General features: G+C 58.8%; 21 protein-coding genes. 12 read left to right on the forward strand and 9 right to left on the reverse strand.

Annotated elements, in window-relative coordinates; all coding sequences use genetic code 11:
- Positions 1-7 precede the first annotated feature (7 nt).
- Positions 8-316 (forward strand): thiamine-binding protein, encoded by a 309-nt coding sequence (locus QP324_RS00770; protein WP_005323373.1) that lies wholly within the window; start codon positions 8-10, stop codon positions 314-316.
- Positions 317-1,243, forward strand: coding sequence for a tetratricopeptide repeat protein (locus QP324_RS00775; protein ID WP_284813922.1), 927 nt, complete (start codon positions 317-319; stop codon positions 1,241-1,243).
- A gap of 3 nt (positions 1,244-1,246) precedes the next feature.
- Here QP324_RS00775 and glgB read toward each other — a convergent pair whose 3' ends face one another.
- Both glgB and QP324_RS00785 read right to left on the reverse strand, forming a co-directional pair.
- Positions 1,247-3,364: a 1,4-alpha-glucan branching protein GlgB gene (glgB, locus tag QP324_RS00780; protein ID WP_284813924.1), complete on the reverse strand. Its 2,118-nt coding sequence runs from the start codon at positions 3,362-3,364 to the stop codon at positions 1,247-1,249.
- A 44-nt stretch (positions 3,365-3,408) separates the two neighbouring features.
- The gene (locus tag QP324_RS00785) at positions 3,409-5,418 is read right to left on the reverse strand and encodes a maltotransferase domain-containing protein (protein WP_284813926.1); all 2,010 of its coding nucleotides are present in this window, start codon (positions 5,416-5,418) and stop codon (positions 3,409-3,411) included.
- A gap of 58 nt (positions 5,419-5,476) precedes the next feature.
- On the opposite strand from QP324_RS00785, the gene QP324_RS00790 reads away from it, so the two are divergent.
- Genes QP324_RS00790 through QP324_RS00815 form a run of 6 tightly spaced genes read left to right on the forward strand, consistent with a single transcriptional unit; the run spans position 5,477 to position 11,124 of the window.
- On the forward strand, positions 5,477-6,298 hold the full coding sequence (locus QP324_RS00790; protein WP_239277977.1) for an ABC transporter ATP-binding protein: 822 nt from the start codon (positions 5,477-5,479) through the stop codon (positions 6,296-6,298).
- On the forward strand, positions 6,295-7,122 hold the full coding sequence (locus tag QP324_RS00795) for an NUDIX hydrolase (RefSeq protein WP_239277978.1): 828 nt from the start codon (positions 6,295-6,297) through the stop codon (positions 7,120-7,122). Before QP324_RS00790 ends, QP324_RS00795 begins: the two co-directional genes overlap by 4 nt.
- Positions 7,119-8,252, forward strand: coding sequence for an SAM-dependent methyltransferase (locus QP324_RS00800; RefSeq protein ID WP_284813928.1), 1,134 nt, complete (start codon positions 7,119-7,121; stop codon positions 8,250-8,252). Before QP324_RS00795 ends, QP324_RS00800 begins: the two co-directional genes overlap by 4 nt.
- Positions 8,253-8,276: 24 nt before the next feature.
- Positions 8,277-9,059: an electron transfer flavoprotein subunit beta/FixA family protein gene (locus QP324_RS00805; protein WP_284813930.1), complete on the forward strand. Its 783-nt coding sequence runs from the start codon at positions 8,277-8,279 to the stop codon at positions 9,057-9,059.
- Between the two features lie 8 nt (positions 9,060-9,067).
- Entirely contained in the window at positions 9,068-10,009 is a 942-nt protein-coding gene (locus QP324_RS00810; RefSeq protein ID WP_284813932.1) for an electron transfer flavoprotein subunit alpha/FixB family protein, read from the forward strand.
- Positions 10,009-11,124 carry a cysteine desulfurase family protein gene (locus QP324_RS00815; RefSeq protein WP_284813934.1) on the forward strand — a complete coding sequence of 372 codons (1,116 nt, stop codon included), beginning with the start codon at positions 10,009-10,011 and terminating at the stop codon, positions 11,122-11,124. Before QP324_RS00810 ends, QP324_RS00815 begins: the two co-directional genes overlap by 1 nt.
- Here QP324_RS00815 and QP324_RS00820 read toward each other — a convergent pair.
- Entirely contained in the window at positions 11,121-12,290 is a 1,170-nt protein-coding gene (locus QP324_RS00820; protein ID WP_284813936.1) for an HNH endonuclease signature motif containing protein, read from the reverse strand. The genes QP324_RS00815 and QP324_RS00820 overlap by 4 nt on opposite strands.
- A gap of 208 nt (positions 12,291-12,498) precedes the next feature.
- On the opposite strand from QP324_RS00820, the gene QP324_RS00825 reads away from it, so the two are divergent.
- The gene (locus tag QP324_RS00825; protein WP_284813938.1) at positions 12,499-13,659 is read left to right on the forward strand and encodes a glycoside hydrolase family 25 protein; all 1,161 of its coding nucleotides are present in this window, start codon (positions 12,499-12,501) and stop codon (positions 13,657-13,659) included.
- On the opposite strand, the gene QP324_RS00830 is transcribed toward QP324_RS00825, so the two are convergent.
- Complete coding sequence (locus tag QP324_RS00830) at positions 13,640-14,476, reverse strand: spermidine synthase (RefSeq protein ID WP_284813940.1); 837 nt, start codon at positions 14,474-14,476, stop codon at positions 13,640-13,642. The two genes, QP324_RS00825 and QP324_RS00830, sit on opposite strands and share 20 nt — an antisense overlap.
- Before the next feature lie 94 nt (positions 14,477-14,570).
- Here QP324_RS00830 and mnmA point away from each other — a divergent pair, with 94 nt between their 5' ends.
- The gene (mnmA, locus tag QP324_RS00835; RefSeq protein ID WP_284813942.1) at positions 14,571-15,656 is read left to right on the forward strand and encodes a tRNA 2-thiouridine(34) synthase MnmA; all 1,086 of its coding nucleotides are present in this window, start codon (positions 14,571-14,573) and stop codon (positions 15,654-15,656) included.
- Here mnmA and QP324_RS00840 read toward each other — a convergent pair.
- Entirely contained in the window at positions 15,649-16,017 is a 369-nt protein-coding gene (locus QP324_RS00840) for a PH domain-containing protein (protein WP_284813944.1), read from the reverse strand. The two genes, mnmA and QP324_RS00840, sit on opposite strands and share 8 nt — an antisense overlap.
- Before the next feature lie 77 nt (positions 16,018-16,094).
- Here QP324_RS00840 and QP324_RS00845 point away from each other — a divergent pair, with 77 nt between their 5' ends.
- Entirely contained in the window at positions 16,095-17,009 is a 915-nt protein-coding gene (locus QP324_RS00845) for a methionine synthase (RefSeq protein WP_284813946.1), read from the forward strand.
- On the opposite strand, the gene QP324_RS00850 is transcribed toward QP324_RS00845, so the two are convergent.
- The 4 genes from QP324_RS00850 to QP324_RS00865 all read right to left on the reverse strand — a co-directional run bounded on the left by QP324_RS00850 (position 17,006) and on the right by QP324_RS00865 (position 20,669).
- The gene (locus QP324_RS00850; protein WP_284813948.1) at positions 17,006-18,127 is read right to left on the reverse strand and encodes an ATP-binding protein; all 1,122 of its coding nucleotides are present in this window, start codon (positions 18,125-18,127) and stop codon (positions 17,006-17,008) included. The two genes, QP324_RS00845 and QP324_RS00850, sit on opposite strands and share 4 nt — an antisense overlap.
- Positions 18,128-18,467: 340 nt before the next feature.
- Positions 18,468-19,460, reverse strand: a complete 993-nt coding sequence (locus QP324_RS00855; RefSeq protein ID WP_225747074.1) for a serine hydrolase — start codon at positions 19,458-19,460, stop codon at positions 18,468-18,470.
- Entirely contained in the window at positions 19,460-19,957 is a 498-nt protein-coding gene (locus tag QP324_RS00860; RefSeq protein WP_284813951.1) for a helix-turn-helix transcriptional regulator, read from the reverse strand. The genes QP324_RS00855 and QP324_RS00860 overlap by 1 nt, the downstream gene beginning before the upstream one ends.
- Before the next feature lie 40 nt (positions 19,958-19,997).
- The gene (locus tag QP324_RS00865) at positions 19,998-20,669 is read right to left on the reverse strand and encodes a 3'-5' exonuclease (RefSeq protein ID WP_284813953.1); all 672 of its coding nucleotides are present in this window, start codon (positions 20,667-20,669) and stop codon (positions 19,998-20,000) included.
- Between the two features lie 54 nt (positions 20,670-20,723).
- Here QP324_RS00865 and ligA point away from each other — a divergent pair, with 54 nt between their 5' ends.
- On the forward strand, positions 20,724-22,784 hold the full coding sequence (gene ligA / locus QP324_RS00870) for an NAD-dependent DNA ligase LigA (protein WP_284813955.1): 2,061 nt from the start codon (positions 20,724-20,726) through the stop codon (positions 22,782-22,784).
- Positions 22,785-22,786: the final 2 nt, after the last annotated feature.

Genomic DNA, 22,786 nt, shown 5'->3' on the forward strand with positions numbered 1-22,786 from the left:
AGCGGGCATGATTGTTGCATTTTCTGTAGCCCCTGCGGTGGTCAATAATGACTCCCAAGAAATGGCCGATGCCGTGTCCGAGGCCGTGCGCGTAGTCCGCGAATCCGGCCTGCCCAACGAGACCAATGCCATGTTCACCTTGCTTGAAGGCGAATGGGACGAGGTCTTTGACACGATTAAGAAGGCCACCGACGCAGTGCGTGCGGTATCCCCACGCACTTCTTTGGTGGTCAAGGCCGATATTCGCGAAGGCGTAACTAATCAGCTAACGGACAAGGTAGATGCGGTTAACCGCCGCCTTGCAAAGGAGGACTAGATGACTTCACCAAATAATGCTTATGTAGGAGGAGCGCTCGACCTCAGCCAGGTCAAGGCGCGAGCCGAGGCCCGGCAGAAGGCGCAGGAATCGCCGCAGACAAGTGCCGGCGGCGCCCAGCCTTTCTTCACGGTGACCGAGGCCAACTTCGACCAAGATGTGGTTCGCCGTTCTACGGAAGTTCCGGTCGTGGTCCTCATCGGCACTGCTCGCTCTACCCAGTCGGAGCAGTTGAAAACTGACCTTGCGGATTTGGCCGCGCAAGGAAACTTGAGCTTCTTGGTTGCTTACGTGGATGCGGATGCTACTCCGCAGGTTGCGCAGGCCTTTGGTGTGAAGAATCTGCCGACCGTGGTGGCATTGGGCGCTGGCCAGCCACTGACGAACTTTGAGGGCGCGCAACCCAAAGAAGCCCTAAAGCAATGGGTGGACACCCTGGTGCAGAATGTTGGTCCACAGCTGAAGGGCTTGCAAGGCAATGAGGCATCGGAACAGCCCCAAGAGGAAGAAGAGGATCCGCGCCTTCAGGAAGCAGAAAGCTTCTTGAACGCCGGCGACTTTGATGGGGCGCTCAACGTCTACAACTCCATCTTGGAATCCGAGCCCGATAATGTGCAGATTAAGCAGGCGCGTGACACCACAGTCTTGCTCAAGCGCCTCGACCCTGCCAACCAGACCGAAGACCCGATTGCGGCCGCGGAAGGGGATAAGGGGGACGTCGATAAGCAAATGCGGGCTGCCGACGCCGAAGTGGTAGCCGGAGCCCCAGAAAAGGCCTTTGATCGCCTCATCGAGACGATGAAGACAACGGCCGGCGACGAGAAGTCCCGCGTGCGCGAGCGCCTACTGGAGCTCTTTGGGCTCTTTGAAGGCAATGACCCGCGCGTGCTCGACGCCCGCACCAAGCTGGCGAGCGCCCTGTACTAGGACTTAGCGCTCTAGCGCATACCACTGCACGGAATTGGCCGGCAGATGCAGCGTCGTGGAGTTGTTCTCCACGCGGATGCGCTGGGGCAGTGGGTTCCCGGCGCCTTCATAGACGGCGTCATCGGTGTTGAGCACCATCTGCCATTCACCGTCGTGTGGAACCCAGAGGCCATAGTTGGGGATGGAAGAACCAGAAAGGTTGCACACGGCGAGTAGAGCAGAGCCGTCTGCGCCGTAGCGGACGTAGCCGAGCACGTTATTATTCGAATCATCCGCCTTGACCCACTGGAATCCCTCTTGGCTAAAGTCTTGCGACCACAAGGCAGGGGTATCGCGGTAGACGAGGTTAATATCACGTACGAGGCGCTTGATGCCCTGGTGCCATTCGCTGCCCCAACCGTGGAGGTTACCCCAGTCCACGGAATGCCCCTCGGCCCACTCGGTAGTCTGGCCAAATTCCTGGCCCATGAAGAGCAGGTTCTTGCCGGGGTGGGAGAACATGTAGCCATAGAGGGCGCGGAGGCCGGCGGCCTTATTCCAGTCGTCGCCAGGCATGCGCTCCCACAGCGAGCCCTTGCCATGGACTACTTCGTCGTGGCTAAACGGCAGTACGTAGCGCTCGGAGTAGGCATAGACCATGGAGAAGGTGAGCTCGCCATGGTGATAGGAACGGTGAATGGGCTCGTGCTTGAAGTACTCCAAGGTGTCATTCATCCAGCCCATATTCCATTTCAGGGAAAAGCCTAAGCCGTTTTCGGAGGTGGGGGCGGTAACTCCCGGCCAGGAAGTGGATTCCTCGGCAATAGTGAGCACGCCTGGATGCGTGCGGTTGAGGGTGGCGTTGGTTTCCTGGAGGAATTGCACCGCCTCGAGGTTCTCGCGGCCACCATATTGGTTGGGCAGCCACTCATCGCGGGAATAGTCCAGGTAGAGCATGGAAGCCACGGCGTCTACGCGCAGGCCGTCGATGTGGAATTCTTCGGCCCAGTATAGGGCGTTGGCCACGAGGAAATTGCGGACCTCATTGCGGCCGAAGTCAAAGACATAGGTGCCCCAATCGGCCTGCTCGCCGCGGCGGGGATCGGGGTGCTCGTAGAGAGCCTGGCCGTCGAAGCGACCAAGGGCCCAATCATCCTTGGGGAAGTGTGCCGGCACCCAGTCCACGATGACGCCGATGCCATTCTTGTGCAGGGCATTGACCAGTTCTCGGAATTCATCCGGCGAGCCCCAGCGCGCAGAAGGCGAGTAATAGCCAGAGACTTGGTATCCCCAGGACCCGCCGAAGGGATGCTCGGCCACGGGCAAGAGCTCGACGTGGGTGAAACCGTGCTCCTTGAGGTATGGGATGAGCTCCTCGCGCAAGCGGTTGTAGTTGGCGCCAACCTTCCACGAGCCAACGTGGACCTCATAGATGCTCATAGGCACATCGAGGTTGCCGGTGCGCTTGTCCATCCAGGCGGAATCGGACCAGGCGAAGCTGGTGGAATCCACGATGGAGTCCGTCTCCGGCGGGCAGGCGGTGCGCTTGGCTAGGGGATCGGCCTTGTCCTTGCGGCCCTCGTGGCTAAAGATGGCAAACTTATAGTGCTCGCCAGCACCGATACCGGGAACAAAGACCTCCCACACGCCGGTCGATCCGAGTGAACGCATCGGATACTGGGTGGGGTTCCAGCCACAGAAATCGCCCACGACGGCAACGCCCTGGGCATTGGGAGCCCACACGGCAAAGGAGACGCCGGATACGGTACCCATCTCAGTGTCATAAGAACGCAGGTTGGCGCCGAGGACATCCCAGAGGCGCTCGTGGCGGCCTTCTCCAATCAGGTGCAGATCCAGCGAGCCCACCGTGGGAAGGAAGTGATAGCCGTCTGCCACGGTGCGGCTAGGGGCCTCCGGATAGGAGATTTCTAAGCGGTAATCGCAGTTATCGCCAATTTCCGCCTCCCAGATGTCATCGCCAACCAATTCCATGGACACGGATTGCGTGGGAGTGTGAAGCTGCACCTCGCAAGCGCCTGGTTGGCGGGAGCGGACGGTACCTTCGTGCCAGCCGTAGAAACCGTGCGGGTCATGGTGGCGGCAGTCATTGAGGCGAGCGAGGTCAGCGGCCGGGATAGTCATACAATCACAGTACCTAGTTCGGGTGCGGTCCGGTGGGCGAATATTTACGGGCGATAGTCGCTAACTGCCCGCCAGGTGAGCTGTTCCTGGAGGGCGTGGTCGGCAGGGGGAAGGACGAAGACATGGGCGACGTCGCGAAGCGGCTCTAAGCGCACAAAGTTGCGCTCGGACCAGTGGTAGGCAGAGCCGGTAATCGTGTCCTGGACGGTATAAGACTCGCCTGGGTGGCGGCCGATAGCTTGCATATCTACTGTGACGGTGGCTTCCTGCGCGTTGCGCGGATCTAGGTTGACCACGACGAGGACTACATTGCCGGTGGCCGGATCCGCCTTGGAATAGGCAATGATGGCTTCATTGTCGGTGTCGTGGAACCGCAGGGTGCGCAGTTGCTGCAAAGCGGGATTATCGCGGCGGATCTGGTTGAGCAGCCGGATATAGGACTCGAGGGAATCTCCTGACGCAGCCGCCGCCGCAAAATCGCGCGGGCGTAGTTCGTACTTCTCAGAGTCGAGATATTCCTCGGAGCCTGGGGCTACTGGGGTGTGCTCGTAGAGCTCAAAGCCGGAGTACACGCCCCATAGTGGCGACATGGTGGCGGCTAGGACCGCGCGAATGGCGAACATGGCACGCCCGCCGGTCTGCAGGGAATCGTGCAGGATATCCGGGGTATTAACAAAGAGGTTGGGGCGGCAGATATCTGCTTGGTCGACGTGCATCTGGCCAAATTGGGTGAGCTCGTGCTTGGAGGTTTGCCAGGTGAAATAGGTATAGGATTGGGAAAACCCCGCCTTTGCTAGACCGAAGAGGCGAGGGGCGCGGGTAAAGGCCTCGGCCAAGAAGATGACATCCGGATGGGTGGCGTGCACGCGGGTAATCAGCCAGTTCCAAAAATTTGCCGGCTTGGTGTGCGGGTTATCCACGCGGAAAGTACTCACACCGGCTTCGACCCAAATCATCAAGGTCTCATAGATCTCGTGGTAGATGGCATCAGGAGCGCTATCGAAGTTGAGTGGATAGATATCCTGATACTTCTTCGGCGGGTTCTCGGCGTACGCGATGGTGCCATCTGGAAGGACGGTGAAAAATTCTGGGTGGCTCTTCGCCCACGGATGGTCGGGCGATGCCTGAAGCGCGAAATCGAGCGCTACCTCCAGGCCGAGTTCTTGGGCGCGGGAGACTAGTTTCTTGAAATCCTCCATGGTGCCCAAGTCCGGATGGGTGGTGGAGTGGTCCTGGATGGCCCAGGGGCTTCCCACATCGCCGGGCTCGGCAACGACCGAATTATTCTTTCCCTTGCGGTGTACCTTGCCGATGGGATGAATGGGCGGAAAGTACACCGTATCGAAGCCCATATCGGCCACCCGCTCCAGTGCCTTGGCAGTGGTGTCAAAAGTGCCGTGGACTGGATTTCCCTCTTCATCCCAGCCTCCCGTGGAGCGGGGAAAAAGCTCGTACCACGAGTTATAGAGTGCGGCCCGGCGCTCCACATATACCTCGTGGATTGCGCCCTCTACCAGCAGGTCGCGCAAGGGATGCGAGCGCAGGATGCCTGCTACCTCTTCCGAGAGCGCTACCTGCACGCGCTTATCGACGTCCAAGGACTCATCCTCTAAATCCCGAGCAGCCACAAAGAGCGGTTCCACCACATCCGACGGGGTTTGCAGAGCCGCGCGAGAAAACAACTCCGCGCCATGCTGCAGGTCATTGGCAAGCTCAGCAGCCGATTGCCCAGCCGCCATCTTCTTGGTTACCGCGTTCTTCCACGTGGCGATGGGATCGGACCAGGCATCGACGCGGAAGTACCAGGTGCCTTGGGTGCCCGGGGTAAATACGCCGTGTACGCGATCTTGGTCATTAGGGTCGACCTGCATGGTGACGGAGGAGGTAGCCGTGGTCCGTGCCGCCCACGCAGACAGGGTTGCCGAGACCGCATCGTGGCCCTCGCGCCAGACTAGGGCGGTGACAGGAATTACCTCGCCTACAACGGCTTTGGAGGCTACAGAACCGGCGGAGATAAGCGGGCGGACATCGTCAATACCAAGGCGAGTAGTCATGCACATAAGACTAATGCAGCTGTGTCAATTTCACCGGGCAAAGAACAAATCAGTCACAATGGAAGGCGTGAACGACGTAACTCCCACTGATCAAGATTGGCTCGTAGATTTTCGCGGCGTCGAGCTGCGCCGCGGCGGCAAGACCCTCGTCGGACCCGTGGACTGGCAAGTAGAGCTCGATGAGCGCTGGGTCATCATTGGCCCCAATGGCGCGGGCAAGACCTCGCTGGTGCGCATGGCCGCGGCCGAAGAGTTCCCCTCGAAAGGCACCGCCTTTGTGATGGGGGAGCAAATCGGCAAAACCGACATGCGCGATCTGCGCGCGCTTATCGGCATCTCCTCCGCGGCGGTGCAATCGCGGATTCCGGACACTGAACGCGTGGACGATCTAGTTGTCTCCGCCGGTTACGCTGTGTTGGGCCGCTGGCGCGAAGAATACCAGGACATGGATTTCTCCCGCGCGGATGACATCTTGGCCCAAGTTGGCGCCACCCACCTCAAAGAGCGCACCTGGGGAACCCTGTCTGAGGGAGAAAAGAAGCGCGTCGTTCTCGCTCGCGCTCTCATGTCTAACCCGGAGTTGCTCATCCTCGATGAGCCGTCCGCAGGCATGGACCTGGGAGGCCGCGAAGACCTCGTGGGATACCTTGGCAATCTAGCCATGGACCCTGATGCCCCAGCGATAGTCATGATCACCCACCACGTGGAGGAGATTCCCTATGGCTTCACCCACGCCATGCTGTTAGATGAGGGTAAAGTTGTGGCAAAAGGGCTGATTAATTCCGTCCTCACCTCCGAAAATCTGACTCGCGCCTTCCACCAGCCTATTCAGGTGGACCGCATTGGACAGCGATACTTCGCCCGCCGAGCTTCTCTATGACCAATCCTTTTCATGACCGTCTCGATGCCATTGACGCCAGCGATACCACCGGCTTCCACGGTGGGCGCTTGGCGGCAACCGTCCTGCTCTTGCGGGACGGCGCTGACGGTCTTGAAGTGTGGGTACAAGAGCGCGTCCACACCATGCATAACTACCCGGGGCATTCAGTATTTCCGGGCGGCGGTGTAGACCCACGTGACTTTCCGCCGCGTGCCTGGGACTCGGGCGAGCTGTGGGCCGGGAAGTCTGTCATCTCCATGGCCCGCCGGATGGGCGTGACCAAGTACAAAGCCCACGCTCTCGTTTTCGCCGCTGCCCGCGAGCTCTTCGAAGAGGCCGGCACCCTTTTCGCCATCCGCGAGGACGGTATCGTCTCCAATGCGCGGCGCTATCACAAAGAGCGAAAACTCCTCGAAAACCACACCATTTCCTTTACCGAATTCCTCAGCAATAACGGAATGCGGGTCGACGCCGATATGCTCCTTCCTTGGGCGCGCTGGGTAGGAAAGGGGAAAAGCCATTGGTTCGACACCTTCTTCTTCGTTGGGGTGTTGCCCTCCGGCCAAGAACCAGATGGGGATACCGATGAAGCAGACGATGCCGGATGGTTCCCCCCGCAGCTCATCCTGGACGGCTGGCGCGCCGGGCTGGTGCGCCTTGCCATCCCCACGTGGGCACAGATGCAAAGGCTGAGCAAGTATTCCTCCGTCCAAGAGGTCCTAGAGGATGCGTCCTTTTCGGACCTGCGCCCCGTCATTGGGGATCCGCGCGAAGATCCCCGTTACCGCGAATTCTTTTCCACCACCCCTTTAGACCGAATATGAGTTATACCCCTGCAGAAGTTGACTTCCTTGCCGAACATCAAGAGGAAATAGCACACCTCGACCTCACCTTAACCAAGGCTTCTCGGCTCAAAGACACTGAAATCCTCAAAGCTAAGTTCGGTGAATATGGCCGCGCGGTCATGGAGCTGGTAACCGCCCGCAGTTCCGGCAAGCTCCCGCACGATTGGCTTATGGACGCCGACTCCGCCCAGCAAGCAACCCCCATTGAAGTGGCGGCGTATCGGACGAATTTCCTCGCCGAGCAGGGAGTGCGCAGCGTCCACGACGTCACCTGTTCCATCGGCACGGAAGGCTATAATTCTCCGCTCGACTATTGTGGCTCGGACCTGGATGAATCACGGGTAAGAATGGCGAGGCACAATCTCTCCTCCGCCAAGATTTTCCGCGCGGATGCGCTGACGACTACTACTACCGCCGATGTTCTCCTTGCAGACCCGGCCCGCCGCGCCGGTGGCAGGCGAATCACGCGGCCGGAGGATTTGGTGCCACCGCTCCCGGAGGTCGTCGATAAGCATCGCGATAAGGAACTGGCCATCAAGTGCGCGCCTGGCCTTGATTTCAGCGAGTGGGACGGCCTCGTCACCGTCGCGAGCGTCGATGGCGGGGTAAAAGAAGCCTGCCTTTATACCCCAGGCCTTGGTAACGGCCGAAGAGCGGTAATGATTCGAGGAAACAAGCTGGATGTCCTCGATGACCACGCAGACGACCTACCCGATGCTGGAGGCATTGGCAGTTATCTCATCGACCCGGATGGGGCCATCGTTCGAGCGGGGTTGGTCCAGCACTACGCGGCCAGGGAAGGGTTGCATCAAATCGATCCGCGCATCGCATACCTGACAGGAGAGAGGATTCCGGAGGGAACTTCGGGATTTCCTTTCATAGAAGAAGTACCCCTAAAAAGATTAAAATCCGTACTTAAATCCTATGACGCGGGAAGCCTAGAAATCCTTGTACGCGGGGTAGAGGTGGACCCTGACCAGCTACGGAAGAAGATGAAGCTGAAGGGATCGAAACCTTTTGCGGTCATCATTACGCGAATTGGCTCACAGGGAATCGCCTTGCTGTGTCAACCCCGAGTATCATCGTCCGAGGATAATTACGCAACATAAATATATCGGAAAGGTGAGTGCCCAATGCCAACTATTGTGGCTCTGGTCAAACACGTGCCGGATACGTGGTCTACCAAGTCTTTGAACGATGACCACACCCTGGATCGCACCTCCGTGGATAACGTCATTGATGAGGTTAATGAGTACTCCGCGGAACAAGCCCTGCGACTGCGCGACAATAACCCCGATGCGGGCTACAAAGTCGTAGCACTGACGATGGGGCCGGCCCAGGCCGACGAGGCACTGCGTAAGGCTTTGGCTATGGGCGCCGACGATGCCGTGCTCGTCTCCGATGATTCCTTGGCCGGAGCGGACGCGCTATCGACCGCGTGGACCCTCAACGCCGCGCTCAATAAGCTTGACGACGTCCAGCTGATCACCGCCGGCACCGAGGCTTCCGATGCCTCCACCGGCCTGCTTGCCGGCCTTCTTGCCGAATACCGCCAGCTGCCGGCCCTTACCGGCTTGCACAAAGTAGAGCTAGCTGACGGCACCGTGCAGGGCACCCGTGATGACGCGCGCGGCACCTGGGAACTCGAGGCGCCACTGCCGGCGATCGTTACGGTGAACGATAAGAGTGACAAGCCACGATTCCCCAATTTCAAGGGCCTGATGGCAGCTAAGAAGGCGGAAATCACCACCTTCACCCTGGCTGACCTGGGCATCGAGGCTATCGCGCCGACGACCGCTGTCTCGGCTGCTGAGAAGCGCCCACCGCGCACCGCCGGCGAAGTTATTTCGGAGCCCAACCCGCAAGATGCAGCGAAGAAGATCGCTGATTTCCTGTCCGCAAAGAACTTGATTTAGGAGTAGATATGTCGCACGTTTACGTACTAGTTGAGCACGACGCGGACAACCTCCTTCCCGTTACCGGCGAGCTGATTACGGCCGCGCGGGAATTGGGTACGGTGTCCGCAGTGGTCGTCGGCAAGCAGGCCGATAAATTTGATGCCGACCTTGCCGCCCTCGGCGCCGCACAGGTAGTTCAGGCAACGGCCGAGGATTATGAACAGCGTTTCCTTACCCCGGAGGTCGATGCCCTGCATGCGCTTGGCGCTGCGAACCCAGCGCCCATCGTGCTGGCCGCAACTCCGGCCAATAACGAGATTGCCGGCCGCCTCGCGGCTCGCCTCGCCTCTGGCGCACTGGTCAATGTCAATGGCATTGCCGCCGATGGCTCCGCCCAGATGAGCATTTTCGGTGGTTCCTATGAGACCACCTCTACCGCCGCTGGTCAGTGCCCGATCTACACCCTTCGCCCGGGTGCGGTTGAGGCTGCGCCACAGCAGGTGGAGGCACAGCCGGCGCCGATGCCGTTGCCGGCCGCCACGGCTAAAGACGTCAAGGTAACTTCCTTTACTCCGGCTCAGAAGTCCGCACGACCGGAAATTACCGAGGCCAAGGCAGTCGTCGCCGGCGGCCGTGGCGTGGGCGACGAGTTCGGGGCCGTCGTCGAGCCGCTTGCCGACGCCCTCGGGGCCGCAGTCGGCGCCACCCGCGACGCCGTCGATGAAGGCTTTTATGACGCCGCCTATCAGATCGGCCAGACCGGTGTTACCGTCTCGCCTGACCTCTACATCGGCTTGGGCATCTCTGGCGCTATCCAGCACACCTCTGGCATGCAGACTTCCGGCACCATTGTGGTGGTCAACCAAGACCAGGATGAGCCGTTTTTCCAGATCGCTGATCTCGGCGTCGTGGGCGACCTGCATGAAATCGCACCAGCCCTGACCGAGGAACTGAAGGCGCGCCAGTAATGCCGCACTACTTCGACTATGCCGCTACCCAGCCGATGCGCCAGAGCGCAATTGACGCGTGGGTGGCGGCGGCCGGCTCCCTGAATTCCGGCGCGCAGTATGGTTCTGGCCGCAAGGCTCGGTCCGTGCTGGATGATGCCCGCGAAAAGGTGGCTTCCCTCCTCGGCTGCGAGCCCATCGAAGTCATCTTTACTTCTTCTGGCACCGAAGCGGACAATATCGCCATCCAGGGGCTCTACGCGGCTGGGCAAACAAACCGCATTATTTCTACCGATATTGAGCACCCGGCCGTGCGCGATACCGTCTCTAAGCTGGAGAAAACCGGAGCGGTCGTCGATATCCTTCCCGTCGACCGTTCTGGGCACATCGCAGATCTGTCTGCCCTAGACACGCTTGCCGACGTCGCTACCTGCATGTGGGCCAACAACGAAACCGGCGCCATTCAGCCGATCGAAGAGCTTGCCACACGTGCGAATGCGACAGGCACGCCCGTGCACGTCGACGCGGTCCAGGCCGTGGGCAAAATTCCCATCAACTTTTCCGATCTAGGGATCACCAGCCTCGCCGCCAGCGCCCACAAGTTCGGCGGCCCCCGCGGCATCGGTCTGCTTTTGGCCAAGCGCAGTCCTGCTCCCCAGCCGATTACCTACGGCGGCGGCCAAGAGCGAGGTATTCGCCCTGGCACCGTGGACGTCGCGAGCGCTTCTGGTCTAGCTGCGGCGTTGGAGGAATCCGTCTCCGAAATCACTGCCCAGGGTGAGCGAATTACTGCTCTCCGCAATAAGCTGCGCGACGGAATTTTCGCCACCATCGACGACGTAGTGGTCAACTCTGCCGAGCCGTGCTTGCCTTCCCATCTGCACGTCTCATTTCCCGGTGCTGATGGCGATAGCCTCATCATGCTGCTGGATTCCTTGCAGATCGAGGCCTCTACCGGCAGTGCTTGCAGCGCAGGGGTAAACCGCATGTCTCATGTCCTCGAGGCAATGGGCGTAAGTGAGGCGGAAGGAATCGGTTCCTTGCGCTTTACTCTCGGCAGGCGTACTTCGGAAGAGGACGTTGACTACGTCTTGGCTCATCTTCCGGAGATCATTTCCCGAGCCCGTTCCGTCTAGATATTATTCCTTTCCTTCGCCGCTGCCCGCCGGGCGGCGATAGCTTGGCCTACCGTTAGCGCCCAGTTCTTGTTCTTGGGTGCTAGCGGTCCTTGGGGCTCATCGTATTCCCAGCGGCCATTGTCAAAGAGCCACACTATGTCCCCAGTATGCGGATCCATGATGTAGAAGGCACCACCATCGGTCTTGATGTTGTGGTGATGCTGACAGAGTGATGCCAAGTTGCTCCCCGCCGTTTTTCCTCGCTGTGCATGGTCAATTCGGTGGTCCTTTTGGCAGTTTTCTGCGGGGCGATTACAACCTGGCCAGCGGCACACGCCATCGCGGCCTTCCACGTAGGCGCCAATGAGCGGGGGAGTAACGTAGCTTTCGCTCTCCATCCTTCTTGCAAGGTCCATATCCCGCGTCTGGCTGGGACGCAGACTGTCAGCGGTCTCAGGGCTTACCCATCCGAATCCCCGGATAAATGCGGGAGCAGCCTCCTGGTCGTGGGCTCGGTACATATGAAGAACCACTTTTGCCCGCGACTCAATTTCGCCCAGAATCAATTTGGCTAGGGCTTCAGCTTTGGTGAGATTATGCTCTTCGGCTGCCTTACTGACGTGTTCATCGATGGCTAGCATGGTAGCTTCATCGAATTCCGCTGCTAGCCCGGCCTTGCCGCCGAAACTGTGGTAGGTGAAATAGGAGTCGTTCCCTGCATCAGGCTCTGTATCTTCATTGGGGTGTGGGTACTCAACAGCGATGAGGCCATTAAGTTTTCTCCGCAAATTCGTATTCGAAGGCAGTACCTGGCCGGGCTTTGTGGGGGTCAGGTAGCGCGCGAGCTCTTGGTCTATCCGCTCGAGTATTTCGGTAGGGATGTCGCCAAGCTTGCTCAGCACGGCGTCGATAGTAATAAGCCGAGAGAAATCCAGGAAGTAATAGGTTTCCTGGAGTGCCTTTGTGAGTGGTAGCTCTGCGAGTCGATATAGGGCCATTGTTATGTCTCGCGTGCGCCGCTCGCTTAAGCCCGTCCGAGTAGAAAGTGTGTGGCAGGAGATATCGAAATCGTCTTCTAGATCTGGCTTGACCTCTCTCCAGAATAGGTAATCTTGCTTTCTGATTTCTGTGGCTTTAACTGCTATGGGATCGTTGGGGTCATTGACTATGTAGTAGGCGTCCAAGATTAAATCCCCCGAATAGTAGAACAAGTGTGCGTAGCTTCATGGTGTTCATTTTAAGTCGTGTCCTGCCGCTTCGCAAGGGTTATGGGCAAATATGTGTTCTAAAAGGTTGTATTCCCAGAAGGGAGAAACGGAAGTAAGGAAAATTATGTCTAGTGGCGCGTGTTAAAGATGTGACTAGAGTGATTCCGTTGCTAGACTCACGCGCATGACATCAAAGAAGGCACTCCGAAAGAGCATTACTGCGGTGGTCACCGTGGCTGCACTAGCCGTAAGTGGTACCGCCGTCGCCCAGGCGGTGAGCTTCGGTGCACCTAAGGGCATTGACGTTGCAGCGCACCAGCATCCAGGCGGTACACCTATCGATTGGTCAAAGGTGCGTACCGACGGTCAGTCCTTTGCATTCGTGAAGGCTACCGAGGGCGGTGATTGGGTAAACCCCCACTATGTAGAGGATATTCAGGCGGCTAATGCTGCTGGACTCAAGACCGGTGCATACCACTACGCACGTCCGGCTGGCGACGCCAAGACTCAGGCGGCCAATTTTGCCGCGCAGATCGCCCTTGCCCCAGATCAGACATTGCCTCCTGCACTTGATATCGAGGTGGCGGAAGGAAAGTCTGCGGCACAGCTGGAGCAGTGGATTGAAGAATTTACTAGCGAGCTCAAGCGTCTTACCGGCCGCACGCCCATGATTTACACCTACAAGTACTTCTGGATGGGGCAGATGAATAACTCCCAGAAGTTCTCGGATATGCCACTGTGGCTCGCGGCCTATCAGGACCAGGCGCCCGAAGCGGTGGGCGGATGGAACGAGTTATCTTTCTGGCAGCGTTCTGGCTCTGGCAAGGTAGCAGGCATTTCTACCGACGTCGATATGAACCTGTTTAATGGTTCCAAGCAGCAGCTGCAGTCCTTCAGCGACGGCAATTACGTCGACGTCGGCGGCGCGCTAAAGCAGCTGGTTGTGAGCGATGGTCTTGATTTGAGCTCGGATAGTACACCGCTCATCGGCGCCATTTTGGCACTGGCGGCGGGGTTGATTGCGATTCCGCAGCTTGCCGACGCCGCCGAAAAGTCCGGCCTTGATCCCCAAGCGGCGGAGGGCCTGGCTGGCTTCGTAAAGACCCTGCAGGACAAGGACGCTCTCCCAGTGGAGGACCTGGGCGATATGGCCAAGGGCAACTTCTCTGTCAGCGACCTAGCTATCTTGCTGGACAATGCCGGTCACGTGAACAACGTGAAATCTGGCAACGTCTCCGAGTCGGAGGTATCGGAAGCTAAGAATGCCGCCAAGAATGCCGGCGCTGACGTTCCCGATTTCGATGCGGGTCAGGTAGCTACGCTGCTTAATCGCGTGCTGCAGTAGCACCGGTGAAAAACGCGCGGGTCCAGGACTCGTCTTTGTAATGGGCGGGCACGGCCCCGCCAAGGAGTGCCTTTGCCAGCTGGGCGGCTTCCATGGAGCCCTCGGCTGGCATTTCTGTATCTGAGGCCACCAGGATGATGTTTCCGTAGCGCCGGCCCTTGAGCATCGGTGGGTCCGCGATGACGGAGAGGTGGTCAAATACTTTATCTAGGCCCGCCAGCTCGCTCTTTGCCAGCTGTAGATCGGAATGATCACCGCAGTTGGCCACGTAGAGGCCGCCTGCCGCAAGCGACTGTTTTGCTGCCTGAAAGAATTCGACGGTGGTGAGGTTGGCTGGTGTCTTGTCGCCAGCGAAGACATCGCGGATGATGATGTCGCGGCTGGACGGCAGGAACCCCTCGGTTTCTTTGCGTGCTTCGCCGGCGCGGATTTTGACGGTGGGGGAACGGGGGACGTCGAAAAGCGTACGCACCAATTCTCCCAGCTTGGCGTCCAGCTCCACCACTGTGTGGCGGCTGCCTGGGAGCCTGCTAGCGAAGTAGCGCGGAAGGGAACAACCCGCCCCGCCTAGGTGGGTGACGCGGAGCTTGTTCGCTGGACGAGTATTGAGGTGCTCAACCGCCGCCGCAATCCAGCGCATGTACTCAAACTCCAGTTCCTCCGGCTCACCGAGCACAATGTGGCTGCTCGGCACGCCATTAACGTTGAGAATATAGGCACCGTCGCGAAACTCATCCGGCACCACTTCGGCCGTGCCGGTAGAAATGTTGTAGGTGCCGGTGATTCCCGGGTCGGTGGAAGCTCGCTTTCTGCCCATGTCACCCAAGCTTAGGGAATGGATTCGATTTAAGCCGCGTTGGGGCTAGGGAGTAGACTTTCGGGCCTGTAGTCAAGGTGAAATGGGGAGCACAATGCGAGTATTGGTTGCCATGTCCGGCGGCGTGGACTCATCGGTTGCCGCCGCGCGTGCAGTAGAAGCCGGCCACGAGGTGATTGGCGTTCACCTCGCGCTGCACAAAGACGCGCAGCAGACCAGGGAAAAGGCACGTGGTTGCTGCTCGTTGGAGGATTCGGCCGACGCCCGTCGCATCTGCGATAAGCTGGGCATTCCATTTTATGTGTGGGACTTTTCGGAAGAATTCAAAGAAGAGGTCATCACGGACTTCGTGGATTCCTACGCCCGCGGCGAGACGCCCAATCCTTGCTTGCGCTGCAACGAGAAGATTAAGTTCCGGGCGCTGCTGCAAAAGGGCATGGCGCTTGGCTTCGATGCGGTTGCGACGGGGCACTACGCCACCCTCGATGAGGACGGCTATATGCGCCGGTCCTTGGACGAGAATAAGGATCAGTCTTATGTGCTCGGCGTGATCTCGGCCGAAGAGTTGAAGCATTGCTTTTTCCCCATCGGCGACACCCCTAAGCCACAGATCCGCGAAGAGGCAGCGGCGCATGGCTTTTCCACCGCGAAAAAGCCAGATTCCTACGACATCTGCTTTATTCCAGACGGTAATACGCAGGCCTTTTTGGGTGCCCGCATTGGGCTACGCCCCGGCATGATCGTGGATCAAGAGGGCACGGAGCTCAAGGAGCACGATGGTGCGTGGAACTACACCATCGGCCAGCGCAAGGGCCTGGACATCAAGGCGCCGGCTGCTGACGGTCGCCCCCGCTACGTCACCGATATTGATGCTGCTACCGGCACGGTTACCGTCGGCGCCCGCGAGGACTTGGCCGTAACCTCGATTCAGGCCGATCGCCTGAAGTACCTCCACCCAGGTATGGATGGGGATTTCGAGTGCGAGGTTCAGGTGCGTGCACACGGCTCCGTGGTGCCCTGTACCGCCCACGTTGACCGCGAGGCGGACGAGATGCGCCTCGAACTCAAGGAGCCGTTATCCGGTGTCGCCCGCGGCCAAGCGGCGGTGCTGTACCTGCCTTCGCCGGACGAGCTGGGAGACATCGTCATCGGCTCCGGCACCATCTGCGGAACTAATTAAGCACGCAGTTGGCAATGAGCTGGTCTAGGGCACGGACATCGATATTGGGGCCAATGTTGATTTTGAATTCGCCGGCTCTAGTCCACAGTTGCAGCTCCGCATTGAGGTCAAGGAGCTTTCCCGCGTTTTCCGTGGACCACATGTTGATGGAGGAATAGGGTAGGGAATACATCTCTACCTTTTTGCCTGTCAGGCCTTGCGCATCGCGGATGATGAGGCGCTTATTGGTAAATACGGCGGCATCACGGACGGTCTTGAAGGCGCAGACAGGATATTCCTGTTCAGCCAAGACGGTGGAAATGTCCTGAGGGATGTCGCACTCGTTGTAGAAGGTCCAGCCGGAGTATTTTTCCACGCCCATAGTAAGGTTCCTTTCCAAGTGATACGTCGCGTATCGGGTAGATAATTCTGAAAAATAATACTAGCGCCGAGGTGAATATGGACGCTTTTGGCTTAGGCCCTATGCCGGGATACTCCATGAGTGAGGCGGCAGACATCGTGATGGGCGAGACGGGTGGTCTCCCGCACCTTCCGCAGTTGCCGGACCGCGGGATTCACGCTGGGGCCATAGGGCGAACAGCGGGATTATTGGAAGCAGTCTCCATTGACCGCGGACCGCGCTCATGGGTGCTCAGCGATCGGCCGCAGCTCATCTCGCATCGGATTGGCGATCAGATGAGCCGGGACCTAGACGAGATTCAGGAGGTGTGGGGCGAGTCAGTTCCGCGTGTCAAGGTCCAAGCGGTAGGCCCGTGGAGTTTGGCGGCCGCTGTGGAGTTAGGAAACGGGCACCGCGCCATTACTGATTCGGGCGCTTTCCGGGACCTGTGTGGTGCGCTGTTGGCCGGAATTCAGGAACACAAGGCACAGGTGGCACAGCGTTTTGGGGCAGAAGTGCGAGTGCAGCTGGACGAGCCCCTGCTTGCCGACGTCCTTTCGGGCACCCTTCCAGGCACCACCGACTTCGATACGATTAGGGCTGTTCCCGCGGACCAGGTCAATGCGGCACTGGCGGAGATTGGTGCGGACTACCTACGGCTTCGCGAGCCACTTTGGGAAGTGGCGGCGAAGACGGTGCTGCTCGATTTCGCTGGTCTAGCCTCGCCCGAGCATCTCGATGGCTTGGGGCAATGGATTGATGGCGGCGCTCGCATCGGATTGGGCGTGGCAGGGCACGATGCTCGCACGGAGGCTATTTCTGTTGCGCAGCACTTTGACCGTATGGGGTTATCGCGGGAGCGAATTCCAGGGCAGGTTGATATCTTCCCGTGGCCGGTGGACAAGGCCGCGCACAGCTATTCTTTTGCCGCTGAGGTGGCGGGTATCCTCATCCGCGACGCAGGCGATCTTTAATCGACGCGCCCGCGGCTATCCGTGGTGGTGAAGTATTCGCCCATATAGGGAATGACGTAGCGCAGCTTGCCATGTGCGGTGGGTTCGATGAGGTCGGCGTCGATAAGCCGCTGGCGGGTGGCCGATAAGGAGCGCACCGTGCGGTCCATGTGGCCCGCGATGTCTGCGATGGTGGCGATGCCATCGACTTCGACTGCGGCCATCGCTTCTAGGAACTCCCGCTGCGCCGGCGGCAGGGCCAGCGTCGCAGGCTGGTGCACCTGCGCGCCCATGATCGATATTGCATCTGGGGCGATAGAGGCGATTGTCTGCTGGGAAATGCCGCTTTCTTGGTTTCGGCGACTGCACTCCCACGCCAGTGAGCCGACCAATTGCACGAGGTAGGGGTAGCCGCGGGTGAGCGCGGCGGCGTCCGTAATCGCTTCGTGGCTAAACTCCAGCCCTGAGCCCGAGGCGGTATGTTCGAGCGCCCGCTCGGCATTGGCCGGCGACAAGGGGCCGAGCACGAATTTCTGGGCCCGGCGCAGGAAGGTTACCCCGGGCAGGTCCAGCAAGTGGTTGACCCCCTGCGGCAGGCCAGCGGCCACCAAGGCGATATCGATTTCATCGCGCACCAAGTCTTGGTAGGCCACGGCGATGGTGGTGAGGTCTTCGACGTCGGCGTCTTGAACCTCGTCGATGGTGAGGAGGATGCCGGTGCCGTTCAGCTCGGCGGAAAGCTCGCGTAGACGGGTATTCAACGTGGGGGTGAAGCGGTCTTCCTTCTGGTGGTCGAAGCCAATCGATCCCACGCCGCCGATGCCGATGCGGCTGACCTTCTTCTTATCGCTGGGCGAGAGCCGCTCGAGAAGCCTCGGAATCGTGGTGTTGACCAGTTCCTCCACCATGGTGGAGCGCCCGGAGGCGCGTAGCGTTACCCAACCGCGCGCTTCAGCAATGTCTTCCAACTCGTTGATGAGGACCGTTTTGCCGATGCCCCTAGCGCCGCTTAGCACCATGGAACGGGAGGCATTGCCTGCCGAGCCATCGAGGGCGGTGCGGAAACTATCGAGCACGACGCCGCGGCCGACCCAGAACAGGGGAGGGGCGCCGAATGTCGGGCGGAATGGGTTGTCCATGCGGCTAGTGTAACCGGTCTTGTCGGAGATTTGGGAGACTTTCGGCTCGGGGTGGAGATTTGGGAGACTTTGTAGGTTTCTTGCTGTGGAGAGAGCCTAGGCGCCAAACGATGGCACCGATATGAAGAGAGCCAGCGGCTACGAATGCGTACCACCATCCAAAATCTACTGCTCTGTACCACGGCATTGCAATGCCGACAAGAGTAATGATGGCGATCGTAAAGATTGCGTCTATAACCAGCATAGGGGCAGAAACTGGCTTCTTTAGGGTCTTCCATGCTGACCAGAGCTCGAACGCAGTGATAGCGGCAGGGATTAATGTGAGGAGCATGGTGGTTTCCTAAATCTTCTCGAAAAGTGCTTCTGCGAGGTCTTCAGTTCCCGCTGGCGAGTCATTATTTGCGAAGGCAGCGCGATTTTCCTTCGGGTCAATGATGAGCATTGTGGAGTAGCCGTAGGTGCCGCCGTTGTGCCAAAAACTCTTGCCGTCATCATTCTCTTGCCATCCATAGCTAGTGTCGCCATTTTCCATAAACCATGTAGCGAAAGCTGCCATGTCATGAGCGGTGGACCGAAGAGCTCCCGCTGCGGCGGAGCAACCTTTCATTTCCCAAGGTTCAGCTTCTCGGCCTGCGGCTGTGAGTCCGCGAGGGGCATCGTCGGGGACGGAACCTGGTGCCATGAGGTAGGTTTCCTTCATGCCGGCGGGCTTAAGGATTCTCTCGTGGAGCAACTGTTCGTATGGCGTATCGGCAGCGGTTTCTAAGGCGTGGCCGAGCAGTGCGTATCCCAAATTGGAATAGGATTCTGTGCCACGATCTGCAAGATCCGATTCGGTTGCTGAATCTACGATGTCTTGTGTGGATACACCTGCGTACGGGTTTGAACCGGTGATGCTAGAGACAGCAGAGGAGAAAGTCATGGCTTTCGCCTGCCTGGGCAATCCTGAGGTGTGATCGAGTAGCTCCCGAATTGTTACGTCGGAGACTGGTGAGTCACCGACCTCGAGGACTTCACCCATCGTGGTGTCGAGGCGAACTTTTCCCTCTTCTACTAGTTGGTGGGCAATTTCACCGGTGAACATCTTGGTTACAGAACCTATTTCTACCTCGGTGTGTTCATTGGCGCCGAGTCCGGCGAAGGTGGCCTTTCCCTGATCAAGTGTGAAGGCGGTGAGGTTGTTGAAACCAGCTTCCGGGTGTTCCCGTAGGTGCGTGGAGAGTTCTGGATCTCCAGTTGCGGTATCGGCCATCGAGATTCGCTGGGGTCCAACAATGAGTAAGAAGGCGACCGATACCACGGCTACGACGGCGGCGAGGGCTATTTTGCGCATTAGTGAGCCTCGCTTGCGGTAATGATGGTCAGGAGGGGAACCACTCGGGCAGGGCGAAGTGCGTATTTTCCGCCTGCCTTGGTGGTCCATCCGGCACTAGCAAGTGCGCTGAGGTGGTGGTAGGCCGTGCCGGTAGAGGTGACGATTTCTTCTTCGACAAGTTCTGTGGCGCTGGCCGGTGCGGTAAGGAGCCGGCGCAGGATGTCGCCACGAATCGGGTGGGCCAGTGCAGCGAGGCGATCGAGGTTTTCGGACCAGTCTCCATTGGCTACTGCCCCTGTTGGCCGTTGCCATTGGTAGGAATAAGAGCTCTCGCCGATAGTGAGGTTGCCGCCAAAGATTACGGACCCTTCAGGAAGCTCTTCAGAAGGCTCGAGGGCGTCCGCAAGCCACATGGTGGACTCGCCTGAGGAAGCTTCTACTGGGGCCGGTATGGGTTGTTCGAGCTTGGCGACGCGCTTCTCGAGGGCTAAAACTCGGGATTCTATAGATTCCATAGTTCTAGAATTCCAAAACGCTAGAACTTTGGCAACGGGTTTAAGAAATCAGCGGCCACGCCGTCGAGACATCCGAGGCATCGCGGCCCTTTCCCTCTAGGTATTTTTTAAAGGCGACACGGTCCTCGTACCACTTGACGGCCTGGAATTCCATGAGTTCGTTTTCCTCCATCTGCGCCAGGTTGGGGTAGTGCTGGCGAACCTGCTTCCAGGCCACGCGGGCGGCGGCGAGGGCGTCGGCAGTAGCTTCGTGGGCATTGCCAAGCTCAACGCCATAGTGCTCGCAGACGGCGCCGAGGGTGCGCTTGCCCTTGCGCCATTTATCGCTGACACGGTCAATCACGTAGGGGTCATAGACCGGGCCGGTTACCGTAAAATCTCCGGTCAGGCTGCGCAATACGGTGAGATCAAATGCTGCGTTGTAGACGATCAGCGTGAGGCCATCCTCCCAGGCGGCCTTGATTGCGTCGACCGTATCTTTTAGAACCTCCTCGTGCGGGCGACCCTCGGCGCGAGCCTTTTCCGTGGTGATTCCGTGGACATTGGTCGCTTCCTGCGGAATTTCGATTCCGGGATCGGCAAGGTGCTCTACTTTTTGCACATCGCGGCCGTCAATGCGGACTAGGGCGGAGGTAACAATGCGGGCTTCTTTAGGGTTGGCCGAGGTGGTCTCAAGGTCGAAGGCGAGCATGCGGGAGGCGTCGAAATTCATGATCCATACCTTAGTAGCTAGCCCCGACACGAGGGATAGCTACACTTGGGCAGCGTGACTAATCCAGTTGATCTGCACCGTGAATGGAATGACCTCGCGCAGGAAGTCCGCCGCCACCGCAACCTGTACTACAACGGTGAGCCGGCTATTCCCGACGCCGACTTTGATGCCCTCTTCCAGCGCCTTCTTGCGCTAGAAGAAGAGCACCCAGAGCTTGCCGTGCCCGATTCACCCACCCAGCAGGTAGGTGCTGCCCCGAGCGCCGGCGAGGATATTGAGCACCTTGAGCGCATGATGAGCCTGGACAATGTCTTTAGTGCTGGCGAGATGCAGGATTGGCTGGATAGAACCCCGGCTAAGACCTATCTCACCGAGCTGAAGATCGATGGTTTGTCTATCGACTTGGTCTATCGCGATGGGCACTTGACTACCGCTGCTACTCGTGGCGACGGCACGGTGGGCGAGGAAATCACTGCTAATGCTCGTGTTATCGAGGATATTCCGCACGAGTTGACTGGTACTGCTGAATATCCGGTCCCTGAGCTTATTGAGATTCGCGGTGAGGTATACATGCGCCCCAGGGACTTCGCGGAGATCAACGAGGAGCGCGCAGCTGACGGTAAAGCAAAATTTGCTAACCCGCGCAACGCCGCGGCAGGTGGACTGCGTATGAAGGATCCCGCCGAAGTGAAAAAACGCCGCCTGAAAATGGTGTGCCACGGCTTGGGTGCGCGCGAGGGATTTTCGCCGACCTCACAGCACGATGCCTATAAAGCGATTGCGGCGTGGGGCCTGCCCGTGTCCCCGTATACCAAGCAGGTGCACTCGGCCAAGGAAGTCCAAGACGAAGTCGCGTATTGGGCAGAGCATCGCCACGATGCCATTTTTGAGATGGACGGACTGGTGGTCAAGGTCGATGACTTGGCTTCACAGCGCGCACTTGGTTCGACCTCCCGCGCGCCGCGCTGGGCCATTGCCTATAAGTATCCGCCGGAGGAAGTGACCACGAAGCTCAAGAACATTGAGGTGGGGGTAGGCCGTACCGGGCGAGTAACCCCGTACGCAGTGATGGAGCCAGTCTTCGTTTCCGGATCTACGGTGGAAATGGCTACCCTGCACAACCAATCCGAGGTCAAGCGCAAGGGCGTGCTCATTGGGGATACCGTCATTATCCGCAAGGCGGGCGAAATTATCCCGGAGGTCCTCGGACCGGTGCGCGAGCAGCGCGATGGTAGCGAGCATGAGTGGACCTTCCCAGAGAACTGTCCTGCGTGCGGCACGAAACTGGCCCCACAGAAGGACGGCGATGCCGATTGGCGTTGCCCCAATGCGCAGTCCTGTCCGGCGCAGCTCTCGGCACGATTGGAGTATCTGGCTTCCCGCAAGGCGCTGGATATTGAGGCCTTGGGCGAGAAGGGTGCGATGGATCTGATCGACAACGGCATTCTCGTCGATGAATCGGAGCTTTTTGAGCTCACCGCGGACAAGCTATTGGCCTCAGATGTCTATACTGCAAAGAAGGACACCAAAGACAAGCGCTCCAAGAGAGAGGGCAACGTCAAGGTCAACACGGCAGGCCAGAACTTGCTAAACAACTTGGAGGAGGTCAAGGGTCGCGACTTTTGGCGAGTCTTGGTCTCGCTGTCCATACGTCACGTGGGCCCGATTGCGGCTCGGGCGCTTGCTTCCCGCTATGGCTCCATGGACAAGCTGCGCGCTGCGAAGACGGAGGAGCTTGCTGAGGTCGATGGCGTGGGCATGACCATCGCGCAATCCTTCCACGATTGGTTCGAAGTGGATTGGCATCGCGCGATTGTGGACAAATGGGCTGCTGCGGGCGTGGCCATGGAGGTAGCGGCCGAGGATCACAAGGAGCAGACCCTCGAGGGCCTTACCATTGTGGTTACCGGCAGCTTGGAGAACTTCACCAGGGATTCCGCGAAAGAGGCTATTGTTTCTCGCGGCGGCAAGGCCACCGGTTCGGTGTCGAAGAAAACCTCGTACCTTGTTGCCGGCGAAAAGGCTGGCTCGAAGGAGGATAAGGCTCGCGAGCTAGAAATCCCGATCCTCAACGAGGCGCAATTCCAGCAACTACTAGAAACCGGCGAAGTCTAATT

This window comes from Corynebacterium sp. UMB0012, assembly GCF_030216265.1.
GTDB lineage: Bacteria > Actinomycetota > Actinomycetes > Mycobacteriales > Mycobacteriaceae > Corynebacterium.